A 15,957-nucleotide genomic window follows, 5' to 3' on the forward strand; every position below is an offset into this window, starting at 1 on the left:
CGAGTTGCTCACTTTTGCGAGTGGTCGCTCCCTGCCCTTTATGGAGCGGACCCAACATGCATTGATCCAGATGCAGACGGCTGCAAGTTTAATGGCAGCGAGGAAGTTGCCTGGCCGTCGGTCGTAGCGGTTGGCGAGATGTTCGGTCCCGGCAAGTGGTGTGACGGATCGAGGCCCCCGCGCGCCGGGCTTTCCCGGCCCCGCGCCCGCGGGCGCGGCGAGCCGCCGATCTCCGCCCCGCATCCGGCGGGGGCCCGCCCGCGCTTGACTTGACGCCCGCTCAAGTGAATGGGTGCGCCGACCTCCGCCCGGGGCGCCGCGTCCACGCGCCTCCGCGGCGGCACCCGCACAGGCGCCAAAGAAGCCCACCATGCATCGTTACCGTACCCACACCTGCGGCGCGCTGCGCCCCTCCGACGTCGGCGCGACGGTCCGGCTCTCCGGCTGGTGCCACCGCGTGCGCGATCATGGCGGTGTCCTGTTCATCGACCTGCGCGACCATTACGGCGTGACCCAGTGCGTGGTGGACGCCGATTCCGCCGCCTTCCGGGCCGCCGAGGCCGTGCGCTCGGAATGGGTGATCCGCGTCGACGGGCGCGTGCGCCGGCGCCCCGAGGGCACCGAGAACGCCGACCTGCCGACCGGCGCGGTCGAGCTCTACATCACCGATCTCGAAGTGCTCGGCCAGGCGGTCGAGCTGCCGATGCCGGTCTTCGGCGAGCTCGATTACCCGGAGGAGACGCGGCTGCGCTACCGCTTCCTCGACCTGCGCCGCGAGAAGCTCCACGCCAACATCATGAAGCGCGGGGCGATCATCGATTCCCTGCGCCGGCGCATGCGCGAGGGCGGCTTCTTCGAGTTCCAGACGCCGATCCTCACCGCCTCCTCCCCCGAGGGCGCGCGCGACTTCCTGGTCCCGTCGCGGCTGCATCCAGGCAAGTTCTACGCCCTGCCGCAGGCGCCCCAGCAGTTCAAGCAGCTCACGATGATCGCGGGCTTCGACCGCTACTTCCAGATCGCGCCCTGCTTCCGCGACGAGGATGCCCGCGCCGACCGCTCGCCCGGCGAGTTCTACCAGCTCGACATTGAGATGAGCTTCGTCACGCAGGAGGACGTGTTCCAGGCGGTGGAGCCGGTGCTGCGCGGCGTGTTCGAGGAATTCGCGGAGGGCTGGCGCGTCACCGGGACGTTCCCGCGCATCCCCTACGCCGAGGCGATGCTCAAGTACGGCGTCGACAAGCCGGACCTGCGCAACCCCCTGATCATCGTCGACGTCACGCAGGAATTCTCGGCCGAGGCCGTGACCTTCAACGCGTTCAAGAGCGTGATCCGGGCCGGCGGCGTGGTGCGGGCGATCCCCGCCCCGGGTGCCGGCGCCCAGCCGCGCTCGTTCTTTGACAGGCTCAACAACTGGGCCCGGGGCGAGGGCGCGCCCGGCCTCGGCTACATCGTGTTCGAGGAGGAGGGCGGGGTGCTCTCGGGCCGCGGCCCGATCGCCAAGTTCGTGCCGCCGGAGGTGCAGGCCGCCATCGCCGCCAAGGCCGGCCTGAAGGCGGGCGACGCGGTGTTCTTCGCGGCGGGCGTCGAGGCCAAGGCGGCCGGGCTCGCCGGCAAGGCGCGCATCCGCATCGGCGACGACCTCGGCCTCACCGACAAGGACCAGTTCGCCTTCTGCTGGATCACCGACTTCCCGATGTACGAGTGGAACGAGGACGAGAAGCGGATCGACTTCTCGCACAACCCGTTCTCGATGCCGAACTACGACCACGACGGGTTCCTGGGCCTCGACCCGGCGGATGCGGAGACGATCCTGGGGATCAAGGCCTTCCAGTACGACATCGTCTGCAACGGCATCGAGCTGTCGTCGGGCGCGATCCGCAACCATCGCCCGGACGTGATGGAGAAGGCCTTCGCGATCGCGGGCTACGGCCGCGAGGTGCTGGAGCAGAAGTTCGGCGGCATGCTGAACGCCCTGCGCATGGGCGCACCGCCCCACGGCGGCATCGCCCCGGGCGTCGACCGCATCGTGATGCTGCTCTGCCACGAGCCGAACATCCGCGAGGTGGTGCTCTTCCCGATGAATCAGCGGGCCGAGGACCTGATGATGGGGGCGCCCTCCGAGGTCACGCCCAAGCAGCTGCGCGAGCTGCACATCCGGCTGAACCTGCCCGACAGGTCCGCCTGAGGCGGAGATGGGCGCGGTTCCGGTCATCCGGGAGGTCCGCGATGGCGACGAGGCGGGCCTCGCGGCCCTGTGGCGGGCGGCCGGGGTCGCCCGCCCCTGGAACGATCCCGGGCGGGACATCGCCTTCGCGCGGGCGGCCGCTCACGCGACGATCCTGGTGGCGGAGGAGGGCGCGCGCCTGAGCGCTTCCGCCATGGTCGGCGAGGATGGGCACCGGGGCTGGCTCTACTACGTGGCGGTGGTCCCGGAGCGCCAGGGCGGCGGGCTCGGCCGGGCGATCGTCCAGGCGGCCGAGATCTGGCTCGCCGCGCGCGGCGTCTGGAAGGTGCAGCTGCTGGTGCGGGCCGGCAATGCCCGCGCGGTCGGCTTCTACGAGCGGCTCGGCTACCGGGATCTCGGCACGACCTGCCTGCAGAAGGTGATCGCCCCGGCCCGCTGAGCCGGGCCGTGCTCAGGCCGGCCCCGGCTCCCAGTGCAGGTCGGGCGTCTCGGCGAACAGGCGCCGGTGCTGGCTCACCGCGTAATTGTCCGTCATGCCGGCGATGAAGTCCGCCACCCGCCGCGGCGTGCGGGGATCCGCCGGCCCGGCGAGGCCCGCGCGCCACTCCTCCGGCATCAGGCCGGGCCGCCCGGCGAAGACACCGAAGAGGTCGCGCACGATCTGGGCGGCCCGCTCGCGCACGACGAGCACGCCAGGGTGCCGGTACATCCGGGCGAACAGGAAGCGCTTGATGGCCCGGTCCGCCGCCGCGACCGGCTCCGAGAAGGAGGCGACCGGGGCGACGGCGAGGCGGATCGCCGTCGCGTCCGCGGGGGCGAGGCCGGCGAGCCGGCGCTCGGTCTCGGCGATCACGTCCTCGACGAAGCGGGTGATCACCCGGCGGGTCAGTTCGTGGATGGTGCGGGAGGCCTCGAGCCCGGGATGGAGCGCCGCGATCTCGTCGAGGAGGCCGGCCAGGAACGGCACCTCGCGCAGGTCCGCCAAGCCGAACAGCCCCGCCCGCAGCCCGTCGTCGAGGTCGTGGGAATCGTAGGCGATGTCGTCGGCCAGGGCCGCGACCTGCGCCTCCAGGCCCGGCTGCGTGTCGAGGGCGAGGTCCTGCAGGGCGTCGTATTCGAGGATGGCGACCGGGATGCCGTCGCGCGCGTAGCGCGGCATCGGCGCGCCGTCCGGGCGCAGCAGCGGGCCGTTGTGCTTGACGAGACCCTCGAGCGTCTCCCAGGTCAGGTTCAGCCCGTCGAAGGCGGCGTAGCGCCGCTCCAGCCGGGTGACGAGGCGCAGGGCCTGGGCGTTGTGGTCGAAGCCGCCCTGACCCGCCATGCAGGCCCGCAGCGCGTCCTCGCCGGTATGCCCGAAGGGCGTGTGGCCGAGATCGTGGGCGAGGGCCAGGACCTCCGCCAGATCCTCGTCGAGCCCGAGCGCCCGGGCGAGCGCCCGGGCGATCTGGCTCACTTCGAGCGTGTGGGTGAGGCGGGTGCGGTAATGGTCGCCCTCGTGATGCACGAAGACCTGGGTCTTGTGCTTGAGGCGGCGAAAGGCCGCCGAGTGCACCACCCGGTCGCGGTCGCGCTGGAAGTCGCTGCGGGTCGGCGAGCCGGGCTCCCCGATCAGGCGCCCGCGCGAGGCCGCCGGATCGCTGGCATAGGGTGCCCGCCACCGCTCGCCGTTCCGTCCCCGCACCGTCCCGCCCTCCGCCGCGACCGCCCCGGTTGCGGCCGGGGCCGCCGGTTCTTATCTTGCGAAGCACCATTTCGGCCTTTTCGCTAGGGCTGTCGATGACCGATATCACCCTGACCCCGCGCGCCGCGCGGCGGATCAACGAGATCATGGGCTCCGAGCCGCCCGGCTCCATGCTGCGCATCAGCGTGAACGGCGGCGGCTGCTCCGGTTTCCAGTACGCGTTCGACATCGCGCGGGACCGCGCGACCGACGACCTCGCCGTGGAGCGCGACGGCGCCACCGTGCTGGTCGACCCCCTCTCGCTGGAATATATGCGGGGCGCGACCATCGACTTCGTCAACGACCTGATCGGTCAGTCCTTCAAGATCGAGAACCCGCAGGCCACCGCCTCCTGCGGCTGCGGCACCTCGTTCTCCCTCTGAACTCGCGCCCGGAATCGACGTCATGACCCGCTGGACCCGAACGGGCATGGCCCGGACCCTGCTGCGCGCCGTCGCCTGCGCGGCGCTCCTCGGCGCCCCCGCGGCGCTCGCCCCCCTGGCGCTCGGCACCGCCGCCCGGGCCGCCGAGGGCAGCGCCGCCCTCGACGACCTGACGCTGCGCTTCGGGCGGACGCTCGTGAAGGTGCCCCGGCTCGAACTGCGCGGCACCGCCCTGTCCTCGTCCGACCTGAAGGCCATCCTGGATCCCGCCTCCGCCGAGCCCTGGCCCGCGCGCCTCAAGCGCCTCTCGGGCGAGAGCCTCGCCATCCCGCTGCTGCGGGTCGAGCAGGCGGTGGGCGACCAGGTCCAGGTCGTCGTCTACCGGGACGTGCTCGCGCGCCGGATCGCCGAGGGGCGGATCGGCTCCCTGGAATCGGCCGGGGCGGTGCTCACCGTGGACGGGCACGAGGGGAAGCCCGGGGCGGGCGCCTACGGCCGCATGACGGCGAGCGACCTCGACCTGACCAGCCTCGCGCGGCTCCTCAGCGAGCGGGGCGGGCCCGAGGCGGCGTCCCTGCGCATCTACGGCGCGATCACGGTGGACGACATCGCGCTCAGCGGCCCGAAGGGCGAGGCCTTCCGCATCGGTCACATCGAGGGCCACGATCTCGGCGGCCGCCCGACCGCGACGCCCTGGGGGGAGGCGGCGGCGGCGCTCACGGCCGGCGACCCCGCCAAGGCTCCGCCGGAGGAGCGCGGGCGGCTCGCCGGGCTGGCGGCCGACCTCCTCGACGCCGTGGCGATCGGCCCGTTCGAGATGCGCGATCTCTCGGTGACCGACCCGGGCGACGGCCACCCGACCCGCGTCACCCTGGCGCGCCTCGCCTATGCGGGCGACGGCACCCTGCGCTCCGAGGCGCTCAGCATCGACGGCCCGGCGCTGCGGGTGGCCCTGAAGGCGCTCAGCCTGTCGGGGCTCTCCCTGAAGCCGACCCTGGAGGGCCTGCGCCGCAGCGCCCGGGAGACCGTCGATCCGTCGGACCTGCGCCGCTACGCGCCGCTCCTCGGTCGGGTCACCCTGGAGGGTTTGACGCTCGACCTTCCGGCCTCGCCCGCCGCCCCGCCGCGCGACCCGGCGGCCCCGCCGGAGGCGCCCCTGCACTTCGACCTGCGCAGCTTCGCGCTCGACATGGCCGCGCCGCGGGACGGGATCCCGACCATGGCCCGGCTCACCCTCGACGGGCTCGCCTTCCCGGTGCCGGCCGACGCGGCGGGCCTCGCTCCCCTGGCGGCGCTCGGCTACAAGGACGTCAACCTGTCCGGCGTCCTCGATTCGAGCTGGAACGAGGAGGCGCGGGAGGTCTCGATCCGCGAACTCTCGGTGTCCGGCAAGGAGATGGGCAACGCGAAGCTCACCGCGACCCTGGGCGGGATCGGGCGCGAGGTCTTCAACCCGGACGCCGCGATCTCCTCCCTGGCGCTCCTCGGCGCCACCGCCAAGGCGCTCGCCCTCACGGTCGAGAATAGCGGGCTGTTCGAGCGCTTCGTCGCCGACCAGGCGAAGGCCCAGAGCCTCAAGCCGCTGGAGCTGCAGCGGGAGTACAGCACCGCGGCGCAACTCGGCATTCCGGCGGTGCTCGGCAATTCGGCGAGCGCCAAGGCGCTGGGCCAGGCGGTGGCTCGCTTCGTCACCAAGCCCACCCGCCTGACCGTGACGGCCGCGGCCAAGAACCCGGCCGGGCTCGGCCTCCTCGACGTCAGCACGGCGGCGAGCCCCGGCAAGGTGTTCGACCGCCTGAACGTGACGGCGACAACGGAGTGATACGCCGTCCGGACGATCACGTCCGGACGGCGCATGATCCGGGATCCGCTTGATCGAAGCGGATCCCGTCTCACACGCCTGCGCGGCGCCTGAGCGAAGCCCACATCCGCCATCCCGAAGGGATCAAGCGGATCACCAGCCCGCGCGGCGCCTGAGCGAAGCCCAAATCCGCCATCCCGAAGGGATCAAGCGGATTTGGTATGACAGGCCCGCGCGGCGCGTGAGCGACGCCGCCATCCGCATGGCGAAGCAATCCGTCGGATGACTGACGCGGGTGGTTGAGAGCAGGTCTACTCCCGGCACGCGACTCGCTGCGAAACGAGGATCATTGCGAGACGGATCGGCAACGACGCCATCCGCTGCCCGGGATGGAGTGCCGGACGATCCTCCGGCGCGCCCTGCGCGACCGAGCCGAACAAGCATCCCCATCGTCCGAGCCCGGCCCCGGGACGGCCGGCGCCGCGCCCCCCCGGCGCTTCCGGCGCGGTGGCCGTCCCATCCCGCTCCCCGGCCCATCATGCAAATGCATGATGACAGGTCGCGAGCCTGTGACAGCATCTTCGCATCATCAAGTTCCAACCAAGGGTTGCATATGGGCTCATTCTGAAGTACATTTCGACTTGGCAGCACATTCCAGCTGGAGATGGTGCCATGTCGCTTCTCACCCGACACGTGGCTCTCATATCAGAGTCGAAGCGCATTCGGACCGGAGACGTGATGCGGGTCGCCGCTGCATTGCAGAAACAGGCGATACGGGATCTCACGCCGATTTGGGGTCTTTCGGCAACGGTCGACGCATTCGATAAACTTGAGGATGTTCCTCTCGGCTACTGGCCCATCATTGTCATGGACAACATCGATGAGCCTGGCGCGGCGGGTGTTCACAAGGACGAGAATGGGCAGCCATTCGCACTCGTGTCAGCGGCCGATGCGCTCGATGGCTGGTCCCTGACCGCGAGCCACGAGGCGCTGGAGATGCTGGTCGACCCGTTCGGCAACCGCTTGGTCGCGGGCGAATCGCCCGCCCAGGGCCAGGGACGCGTGGAGTTCCTGGTCGAGGTCTGCGACCCGTCGGAGGCGGCCAATTACGGATATCGCGTCAACGGCATCTTGGTGTCGGATTTCTACACGCCGCGCTACTTCGATCCCGCGAAGGCGGCCGGCGTCCGGTACTCGTTTCGCGGCGTCATCTCCCGCCCGCGGGAGGTCCTTCCGGGCGGTTACCTGTCCTGGCACGATCCGGTCTCCGACCACTGGTTCCAGCTCATCGCGTTCGATGGGCAGCCGCGGATCCGCGACATCGGCAAGCTCGACGCCAGGGCCGACAGCCTGCGCGCCCAGATCGACCGCATCACGGAGGAGGAACGGGGGCGGGTGAACGGTCCCCGGGCCGCCATGCGGGCCGGCAGTGCCGCGCGCACGTCGAGCGCCGAGACGGTCGAGCAGAGTTCCCGCGTGGAGGCCGGACGCTTGCGGGCGCAGATCGAGGAACTGCGCGGAAGCCGCGCGGGCCGCCAGACCGAGCAGATTCGTGCCTCGGAAGCAGCCGACGGCCCCGAGGACGTTCTGGACTGCGGACCCAAATACCCGGTCTCGGCCGGCTGAGAGGGTGAAAACCTATCGGCTTCCGATGCACCTATTTGGCTTGGCGTTATCTCGAAGCATGAATCGCGAGAACGCACAGGCGTGGCACTCACACCTGTGCGGTATGAAACGACGAAAAATCAGCGTCGTGCGCTCGGCCGAGGCGACCGAGTCCCCGTCAGCCTCCGAAGGCGGGCCCGGCCGCGCCGGCCCTGAGCCCGGCGCGGATCCGGGAGCCGACCTACCGCTTCCGGTCGAGTTCGCGCATCCGACGATGCACGAGTTCGTTCAGGCTCGGCTTCCGACCGGGATCGTCCGAGGGCGCCCCGGTCGGTCCCGCCTCCTTCGCATCGGCAGGGGCCGTCAGTTCCTCGATGCGTTTGCGCAGCCGCGCGGCTCGCGCCACGCTGGCCGGATCGGTGCTGCTTTCCGTATCCACCATGGCGTCTCGCTGAGTTCGTCACCCTCACCGGAAACGGGGTCGGCAGGAACCCGTTCCCGATGCGCACGGTGCGTCCCCCCTCGCGGCGCCCGTCCCGAGCCGCCGCAAATCGCCGCGCCCGGAGAGAGGCTTTTCCGGATCACCCGCGGGCACGCCCCGATCGCCCCCCCCCTGTCGCGCCGACATCGACCGCCGCTCTGGCGGATCTACCGCGGGCGACGGCCAGGGCACGGCCAGGTTGAGGAGGTGAGGGGGCGAGGCCGCTCACTCGGAGGTGAGCGGCGTGCCGGCCTCGGCGGTGGTCTCGGCCGCGGGCACCGCGCCGCAGCGGGCCTGCGCCTCGACCACGGCGGCGGCCGTGATGTTGACGATGCCGCGGGCCGTCACGGAGGGCGTGAGGATGTGGGCGGGCTTGGCCGGGCCGATCAGCAGGGGGCCGACCGGCAGGGCGTTGGCCAGCATCTTGGACATCTGGAAGGCGATGTTGGCCGCGTCGAGATTCGGCATGATCAGCACGTTCGCCTCGCCCTTCAGGCGCGAGTTCGGCAGCACCCTGTCGCGCACCATCTGCGACAGGGCGGTGTCGGCCCCCATCTCGCCGTCCACCTCGAGCTCGGGCGCCCGCTCGCGGATCAGCGCCAGCGCGTCGCGCATCTTGCGCGCCGAGGGGGTGTCGAAGGAGCCGAAATCCGCGTGGCTCACCAGGGCGATCTTCGGGGTGAGGCCGAAGCGCCGCACCGTGTCGCCGCAGGCGATCGCGACGTCGGCGATCTCGGCGACGCTCGGGTCCGGGCGCACGTGGGTGTCGGCCAGGAAGTAGGCGCCCTGGGCCGTCACGATCAGGCTCAGCGCCGCCAGGTCCTTGTAGCCGGGGGCGAGGCCGATGATGTCGCGGATCACCCGCAGCTTGCTCTCGAACCGACCCTCCAGCCCGCAGATCAGCGCGTCCGCCTCGCCCCGCCGCACCATCAGGGCGCCGATCACCGCGGCGTTGGTGCGCACGAGCGTCCGGGCCGCGTCCGGCGTGACCCCGCGCCGTCCCGCCGCCTCCATGTAGGTCTGGACGTAGCTGCGGTAGCGCGGGTCGTCGTCCGGGTTGATGAGTTCGAAATCCGTGCCGCGGCGGATCGAGAGGCCGAAGCGCTTGAGGCGCACCTCGACCACGTTCGGGCGTCCGACCAGGATCGGCTTGGCGAGCCCCTCCTCGACGATCGCCTGCACGGCGCGCAGCACCCGCTCGTCCTCGCCCTCGGCGTAGACGACCCGGCGGGGATCCTGCTTCGCCTGGGTGAAGACCGGCTTCATGATGAAGCCGGAGCGGTGGACGAAGCGGTCGAGCGACTCGGCGTAGGCCTGGATGTCCGGCAGCGGCCGCTTCGCGACGCCCGATTCCATCGCCGCCCGCGCGACCGCCGGGGCGATGCGCAGGATCAGCCGCGGGTCGAACGGGCTCGGGATCAGCGAGTGCGGGCCGAAGGGCCGCGCCTCGCCGCCATAGGCGCGGGCCACCACGTCCGAGGGGGTCTCGCGCGCGAGACCCGCGATCGCCTTCACGGCGGCGGCCTTCATCTCCTCGTTGATCGTGGTGGCGCCGACGTCGAGCGCGCCCCGGAAGATGTAGGGGAAGCACAGGACGTTGTTGACCTGATTCGGAAAATCCGAGCGCCCGGTGCAGATCATCGCGTCGGGCCGCCGCTCCTCCGCGAGGTTCGGCATGATCTCCGGGTAGGGATTGGCGAGCGCCAGGATCAGCGGCTTCTCGGCCATGCTGTCGAGGTATTCGGGCTTGAGCACGCCGCCGGCCGAGAGGCCGAGGAAGATGTCGGCGCCCGGGATCACGTCCGCGAGGGTGCGGGCCTGGGTGTTCTGCGCGTAGACCGCCTTCCAGCGGTCCATCAGCGTCTCGCGGCCCGCGTAGACCACGCCCTCGATGTCCGTGACGGTGATGTTCTGGCGCCTCGCGCCGAGGGAGACGAGCAGGTTGAGGCAGGCGAGCGCCGCCGCGCCCGCCCCCGAGGTCACGATCCTGGCGTCCGAGAGCTGCTTGCCGGCGAGTTCGAGGCCGTTGAGGACGGCCGCCGCCACGATGATCGCGGTGCCGTGCTGGTCGTCGTGGAAGACCGGGATGTTCATCCGCGCCCGGCACTGCTCCTCGACCTCGAAGCACTCGGGTGCCTTGATGTCCTCGAGGTTGATGCCGCCGAAGGTGGGCTCGAGCGCCGCCACGACGTCGACCAGCTTAGTGACGTTCTTCTCGGCGACCTCGATGTCGAAGACGTCGATGCCGGCGAATTTCTTGAACAGGACCGCCTTGCCCTCCATGACCGGCTTGGCGGCGAGCGGGCCGATGTCGCCGAGGCCCAGCACCGCGGTGCCGTTCGAGACGACCGCGACGAGGTTCTGGCGGGAGGTGAGGGTGGCGGCCTCGTCGGGCTCGGCCGCGATCGCCTCGCAGGCGGCGGCGACGCCCGGCGAGTAGGCGAGGGCGAGGTCGCGCTGGTTGCCGAGCGGCTTCGTGGGCTGGATCTCCAGCTTACCGGGCCGCGGATTGCGGTGATAGAACAGCGCGCCGCTCTTGAGATCGTCCGAAATCGTCCCGCTCACCGCGTACTCTCCCTCGCATGGCGCCTTCGCGACGGCTCTCGCGCCGCGAAGCCGGGCCCATCCGGCGACGGACCGCCGCAGGGATTTCCTGCACCTCCCGAAGGTGGGGCGCAACCCTCGGCGCGCATGGCGGTCCGAGACTTCGCACGGGGATGGTCCCGCCGCTGATCCGGGCCGCCCGATCCTCATCCCGCCCGGACGGCCGCGCGGGGCGCGAATCCCGCCGGGAGGCGGACCGGAGACCCGGCTCGTCTGTTGATCGGGCGCCGGTTTTCGATGCAAGACGGTGGGGCGCCGATCCGAGATCTGCGTCACCTGCGGGGCTCTTCGTCCCGGCCGGAGCGCGGCCGCCTCCCGCGCCGATGGAGGTCCCTTGACCCGCCCCGTTCCCGAGCACGCCCCGCCGCCCGACGCCGCGGCGCGGCGCGCGGTGGCGCCGGTGATCTGCTACCCCGTGGGGGCGCTGCCGCCGCCCGACCTCGCCACCTACCGGGCGGCGCGGGCGGGCTGGACGCGCGTGGCGTGCGTGACGGTGCCGCCGCGCGAGGCGCGCGCCGTCGCGGTGCCGGCCGGCTGCTTCGCCCGGATCCTGTGCACGGAGGGAGCCCAGGTCGGCGACCTCAATCTGTGGTCGGCGCGGGATCTCGGCGAGCGCTTCTTCTCGGGCAAGACCCGGGCGCTGCACGGCACCCACGTCACCACGGGCCACCGGCTCTGGTCGAACCTGCCGCATCTGCGCCCGCTCGCGACGATCACGCAGGACAGCCTGGACTGGTACGGCTTCGACGCGGATGGCGGCGGCGTGCACGACGTGATCGGCACGCGCTGCGATCCCTACACCCACCGCCTGCTCACCGGCGGCACCTACCACCATTGCTGCCATTCGAACCTGACCCGGGCGCTGGCCCGGCACACCGGCCTCTCCGTCGCGCAGGCGGAGCCGCACGTCCACGACGTCCTCAACGTCTTCATGTGCACGGGCTTCACCCGCGACACGCACCAGTACTTCATGAAGGCGAGCCCGGTGCGGCCCGGCGACTTCCTGGAACTCTTCGCCGAGACCGATCTCCTGGCCGCGCTCTCGGCCTGCCCGGGCGGCGATTGCGGCGCGGAGCATTCGAGCGACGCGGCGCCCTGCCACCCCCTGGTGATCGAGGTCTACCGGCCCGCGGCGCCGCCGGCCGGCTGGGCCGAGCCCGCGCGCGCCGCTCCGGCCGCCGGGGAGGGCGGTCCGGCGGCGTGACCGGTGCCCGGCCGCTCAGGCGGCCCCGTCCGCCCCGCCGAAGAACACGTCCCGGTCCCGCTCGACCACCGCGTAGATGTGCTCGGCCACCGCGCGGACCCGGGCGAGGTCGCGGCTGTCGGCGTGCATCAGCAGCCAGAAGCTGCGCGTCAGCACCACCTCCCGCGGCAGCACGCAGACGAGGTCGGGGCGCCCGGCCGCCATGAAGCAGGGCAGCACCGCGAGCCCGATCCCGGCCGCCACCGCGTGGAGCTGCGCGATGACGTTGGCGCTGCGCAGCCGCGCCCCGATGCCGGACGAGACCTGCCGCAGGTAGTCGAGTTCCGGCGTGTAGAGCAATTCCTCGATGTAGCCGACGAAGCGGTGGCGCTCCAGGTCGCGCCGGCTCTCGATCGGCGGGGCGGCCCGCAGGTAGGAGGGCGCCGCGTAGAGCTTCAGCGCGTAGTCGGTGAGCTTGCGCCCGACGATGCGGCCCTCCCGCGGCAGGCTGAGGCCGATGGCGATGTCCGCCTCCCGCTTCGACAGGCTGAACAGCCGCGCCGTGGCGACGAGCTGGATGTCGAGGTCGGGGTGGCGCTCGACCAGACCGGTGAGGCGCGGGGCCAGGAACGTGCTGCCGAACCCGTCCGGCGCGCCGATCCGCACCGTGCCGGTGAGCCGCGCCGCCGAGCGGCCGACGAGGCTCTGCCCGTTGATGATGGCCGATTCGACCGCGTCCGCCGTCGCGGCGACGGCCTGGCCCGCCTGCGTGGCCACGTAGCCCGAGGCGCGGCGGTGGAACAGGCGCTCGCCGAGCTGCCGCTCCAGCCGGTCGATGCGGCGGATCACCGTGGCGTGATCGACCCCGAGCAGCCGCGCCGCCGCCGAGACCGTGCCGGCGCGGAAGACCGCCAGCGCGAAGCGGTAATCGTCCCACTGGCCCCCCTCCGGTTCCCGCATCGGCGCACATCCGTTCCGCGTTCACACCCATTCCGCCCGGCATAAAAGCAGGGCAAGCTGCGGCAAACGACAATCCAGGGAGCGAGCGCATGCGAGAGGTCGGGCACTTCATCGGGGGCGAGCACGTGGCAGGCCGCTCCGGCCGCCACTCGGACATCTTCCAGCCGATGACCGGCGAGGTGATCGGCCGCCTGGCCCTGGCCAGCGCCGCCGAGGTGCGGGACGCGATCGAGAACGCCGCGCGGGCGCAGACCGTCTGGGCCGCCACCAACCCGCAGCGCCGGGCGCGGGTGATGATGCGCTTCCTCGACCTCGTCGCCCGCGAGACCGACAGCCTCGCCGAGCTCCTCGCCCGCGAGCACGGCAAGACCCTGCCCGACGCCAAGGGCGACATCCAGCGCGGGGTCGAGGTGGTGGAATTCGCCTGCGGCATCCCGCACCTGCTCAAGGGCGAGTACACCGAGGGGGCGGGGCCGGCCATCGACATGTACTCGATGCGCCAGCCGCTCGGGGTCGTGGCCGGCATCACGCCGTTCAACTTCCCGGCCATGATCCCGATGTGGAAGTTCGCCCCCGCCATCGCCTGCGGCAACGCCTTCATCCTGAAGCCGTCCGAGCGCGATCCCGGCGTGCCGATGCGCCTCGCCGAGCTGATGATCGAGGCCGGGCTGCCGGCCGGCATCCTCAACGTCGTGAACGGCGACAAGGAGGCGGTCGACGCGATCCTCGACGACGACCTGATCCAGGCGGTCGGCTTCGTCGGCTCCTCGGACATCGCCCAGTACGTCTACGCCCGCGCCACCGCGCAGGGTAAGCGGGCGCAGTGCTTCGGCGGCGCCAAGAACCACATGATCATCATGCCGGACGCCGACATGGACCAGGCGGTCGACGCGCTGATGGGCGCCGGCTACGGCTCGGCGGGCGAGCGCTGCATGGCGGTCTCGGTGGCGGTGCCGGTGGGCGAGAAGACCGCCGACGCGCTGATGAGCAAGCTGGTGCCGCGGGTCGAGAGCCTGAAGATCGGCCCCTCGACCGATCCGAGCGCCGATTACGGGCCGCTCGTCACGCGGGCCGCGCTGGAGCGCGTGCGCAACTACGTGGAGATCGGCGTGCGCGAGGGCGCCAAGTTGGTGGTCGACGGCCGCGGCTTCACGATGCAGGGCTACGAGAACGGCTTCTACCTTGGCGGCTGCCTGTTCGACCACGTCACGCCGCAGATGCGCATCTACAAGGAGGAGATCTTCGGGCCGGTCCTGTCGGTGGTGCGGGCGAAGGACTACGCGGAGGCGCTGCGGCTGCCCTCCGAGCACGAATACGGCAACGGCGTCGCGATCTTCACCCGCGACGGCGACGCCGCCCGCGACTTCGCCGCCAAGGTGAATGTCGGCATGGTGGGCATCAACGTGCCGATCCCGGTGCCGCTCGCCTACTACACCTTCGGCGGCTGGAAGCGCTCGGGCTTCGGCGACCTCAACCAGCACGGCCCGGACGCGATCCGCTTCTACACCAAGACCAAGACCGTGACGGCGCGCTGGCCCTCGGGGGTCAAGGAGGGCGCGCAATTCTCGATGCCGGTCATGCAGTGAGGCCTCGCCCGGCCGGGCGCTCCGCCCGGCCGGGCCCGCGCCGCAAGCGTCCGCGCAGCGCCGCGCTGCGGACGCCCCCGCCTGCCCGCACCGCCAGAGCCAGCACCGGGAGAGTCTCGTGGGCCTGTTCACGCTGCCCGAGGACCAGATCGCGATCCGCGACATGGCGCGGAGCTTCGCGGCCGAGCGCATCGCCCCGCACGCCCTCGCCTGGGACGCCGAGAAGCACTTCCCCGTGGAGGTGCTCCGGGAGGCGGGGGCGCTCGGCATGGGCGGGATCACCATCCGGGAGGAGCATGGCGGCTCCGGCCTGACCCGGCTCGACGCGGCGCTGATCTTCGAGGCGCTGGCGACGGGCTGCCCGACCGTCTCGGCCTTCCTGTCGATCCACAACATGGCGACCTGGATGATCGACCGGTTCGGCTCGGAGCCGCAGCGGGAGCGCTGGCTGCCGGACCTCTGCCGGGCCGAGCGCCTCGCCGCCTATTGCCTGACCGAGCCGGGCTCCGGCTCCGACGCGGCGGCCCTGCGCACCACGGCGCGGCGCGAGGGCGACGCCTACGTCCTCGACGGCACCAAGCAGTTCATCTCGGGCGCGGGCGCGGTCGACCTCTACGTGGTGATGGTCCGCACCGGGGAGCCCGGCCCGAAGGGCATCTCGACCCTGGTCGTGCCGGCGGACGCGCCCGGCCTCTCCTTCGGGCCGAACGAGCGCAAGATGGGCTGGAACGCCCAGCCGACCCGGCAGGTGATCTTCTCGGGATGCCGCGTCCCGGCGGCCAACCGCCTGGGCGAGGAGGGGATCGGCTTCAAGATCGCCATGGCGGGCCTCGACGGCGGGCGGATCAACATCGGCGCCTGCTCGCTCGGCGGCGCCCAGAGCGCCCTCGACAAGGCCCTGACCTACGCGCGCGAGCGCCGGGCCTTCGGCCAGCGCCTCGACGCGTTCCAGGCCCTGCAATTCCGCCTCGCCGACATGGCGACGGAGCTCGAAGCGGCGCGCCTGATGATCTACGCGGCCGCCGCCGCCCTGGACCGCGGCGACCCGGATGCCACGGCGCGCGCCGCCATGGCCAAGCGCTTCGCCACGGATCGCGGGTTCCAGGTCGCCGACGCGGCGCTGCAGCTCCACGGCGGCTACGGCTACCTGTCGGAATACGGGATCGAGAAGATCGTCCGCGACCTGCGCGTCCACCAGATCCTGGAGGGCACCAACGAGATCATGCGGCTGATCGTGGCGCGGGGCCTCGTGCGGCCGTGACGGCGCGGTCACGCGGCCAGCGGGCGAACCCGGGCCAGGATCGCCTCCCCGGCCGCGCGGCGGGCGACGCGGAGCGCTTGCGCATCATTCCGCCGGCCGGTCCCGGCCGGTGCCGAAGGGGTCACCGGTTCGGCGGCGAAAATGATGCAAGAACAAGAGCTAAGCGGAGTTGCCCGGCGCAGCTCTGC

The 15,957-nt window shown here is 71.8% G+C and carries 12 protein-coding genes; 8 read left to right on the plus strand and 4 right to left on the minus strand.

Annotated features, from left to right (window positions below):
* The first annotated feature begins 370 nt into the window (after positions 1 to 370).
* Both aspS and QA634_RS12485 read left to right on the plus strand, forming a co-directional pair.
* Positions 371 to 2,185, plus strand: a complete 1,815-nt coding sequence (aspS, locus tag QA634_RS12480; protein WP_012332324.1) for an aspartate--tRNA ligase — start codon at positions 371 to 373, stop codon at positions 2,183 to 2,185.
* Positions 2,186 to 2,192: 7 nt separating this feature from the next.
* Positions 2,193 to 2,624, plus strand: coding sequence for a GNAT family acetyltransferase (locus QA634_RS12485; protein ID WP_012332325.1), 432 nt, complete (start codon positions 2,193 to 2,195; stop codon positions 2,622 to 2,624).
* A 12-nt stretch (positions 2,625 to 2,636) separates the two neighbouring features.
* Here QA634_RS12485 and QA634_RS12490 read toward each other — a convergent pair whose 3' ends face one another.
* Positions 2,637 to 3,866, minus strand: a complete 1,230-nt coding sequence (locus QA634_RS12490; protein WP_012332326.1) for a deoxyguanosinetriphosphate triphosphohydrolase — start codon at positions 3,864 to 3,866, stop codon at positions 2,637 to 2,639.
* Positions 3,867 to 3,961: 95 nt separating this feature from the next.
* Between QA634_RS12490 and erpA the strand changes: the two genes are divergently transcribed.
* The 3 genes from erpA (at position 3,962) to QA634_RS12505 (ending at position 7,715) form a co-directional block, all read left to right on the plus strand.
* Positions 3,962 to 4,288 carry an iron-sulfur cluster insertion protein ErpA gene (gene erpA / locus QA634_RS12495; protein WP_012332327.1) on the plus strand — a complete coding sequence of 109 codons (327 nt, stop codon included), beginning with the start codon at positions 3,962 to 3,964 and terminating at the stop codon, positions 4,286 to 4,288.
* A gap of 22 nt (positions 4,289 to 4,310) precedes the next feature.
* Positions 4,311 to 6,110 (plus strand): hypothetical protein, encoded by a 1,800-nt coding sequence (locus QA634_RS12500; RefSeq protein ID WP_043701136.1) that lies wholly within the window; start codon positions 4,311 to 4,313, stop codon positions 6,108 to 6,110.
* 651 nt (positions 6,111 to 6,761) lie between these two features.
* Complete coding sequence (locus tag QA634_RS12505) at positions 6,762 to 7,715, plus strand: hypothetical protein (RefSeq protein WP_012332329.1); 954 nt, start codon at positions 6,762 to 6,764, stop codon at positions 7,713 to 7,715.
* A gap of 220 nt (positions 7,716 to 7,935) precedes the next feature.
* On the opposite strand, the gene QA634_RS12510 is transcribed toward QA634_RS12505, so the two are convergent.
* Both QA634_RS12510 and QA634_RS12515 read right to left on the minus strand, forming a co-directional pair.
* The gene (locus QA634_RS12510) at positions 7,936 to 8,136 is read right to left on the minus strand and encodes a hypothetical protein (protein ID WP_012332330.1); all 201 of its coding nucleotides are present in this window, start codon (positions 8,134 to 8,136) and stop codon (positions 7,936 to 7,938) included.
* Between the two features lie 264 nt (positions 8,137 to 8,400).
* A complete protein-coding gene (locus QA634_RS12515; protein ID WP_012332331.1) occupies positions 8,401 to 10,740 on the minus strand; it encodes an NADP-dependent malic enzyme in 2,340 nt (779 codons plus the stop codon).
* A 373-nt stretch (positions 10,741 to 11,113) separates the two neighbouring features.
* On the opposite strand from QA634_RS12515, the gene QA634_RS12520 reads away from it, so the two are divergent.
* On the plus strand, positions 11,114 to 11,983 hold the full coding sequence (locus tag QA634_RS12520; protein WP_012332332.1) for an urea carboxylase-associated family protein: 870 nt from the start codon (positions 11,114 to 11,116) through the stop codon (positions 11,981 to 11,983).
* 15 nt (positions 11,984 to 11,998) lie between these two features.
* Here the strand turns inward: QA634_RS12520 and QA634_RS12525 are convergent, their stop codons facing one another.
* Entirely contained in the window at positions 11,999 to 12,922 is a 924-nt protein-coding gene (locus QA634_RS12525; RefSeq protein ID WP_012332333.1) for a LysR family transcriptional regulator, read from the minus strand.
* An 89-nt stretch (positions 12,923 to 13,011) separates the two neighbouring features.
* Between QA634_RS12525 and QA634_RS12530 the strand changes: the two genes are divergently transcribed.
* Entirely contained in the window at positions 13,012 to 14,508 is a 1,497-nt protein-coding gene (locus QA634_RS12530; protein ID WP_012332334.1) for a CoA-acylating methylmalonate-semialdehyde dehydrogenase, read from the plus strand.
* 163 nt (positions 14,509 to 14,671) lie between these two features.
* Positions 14,672 to 15,769, plus strand: a complete 1,098-nt coding sequence (locus tag QA634_RS12535; RefSeq protein WP_050777558.1) for an acyl-CoA dehydrogenase family protein — start codon at positions 14,672 to 14,674, stop codon at positions 15,767 to 15,769.
* Positions 15,770 to 15,957: the final 188 nt, after the last annotated feature.

The organism is Methylobacterium sp. CB376 (genome assembly GCF_029714205.1).
GTDB lineage: Bacteria > Pseudomonadota > Alphaproteobacteria > Rhizobiales > Beijerinckiaceae > Methylobacterium.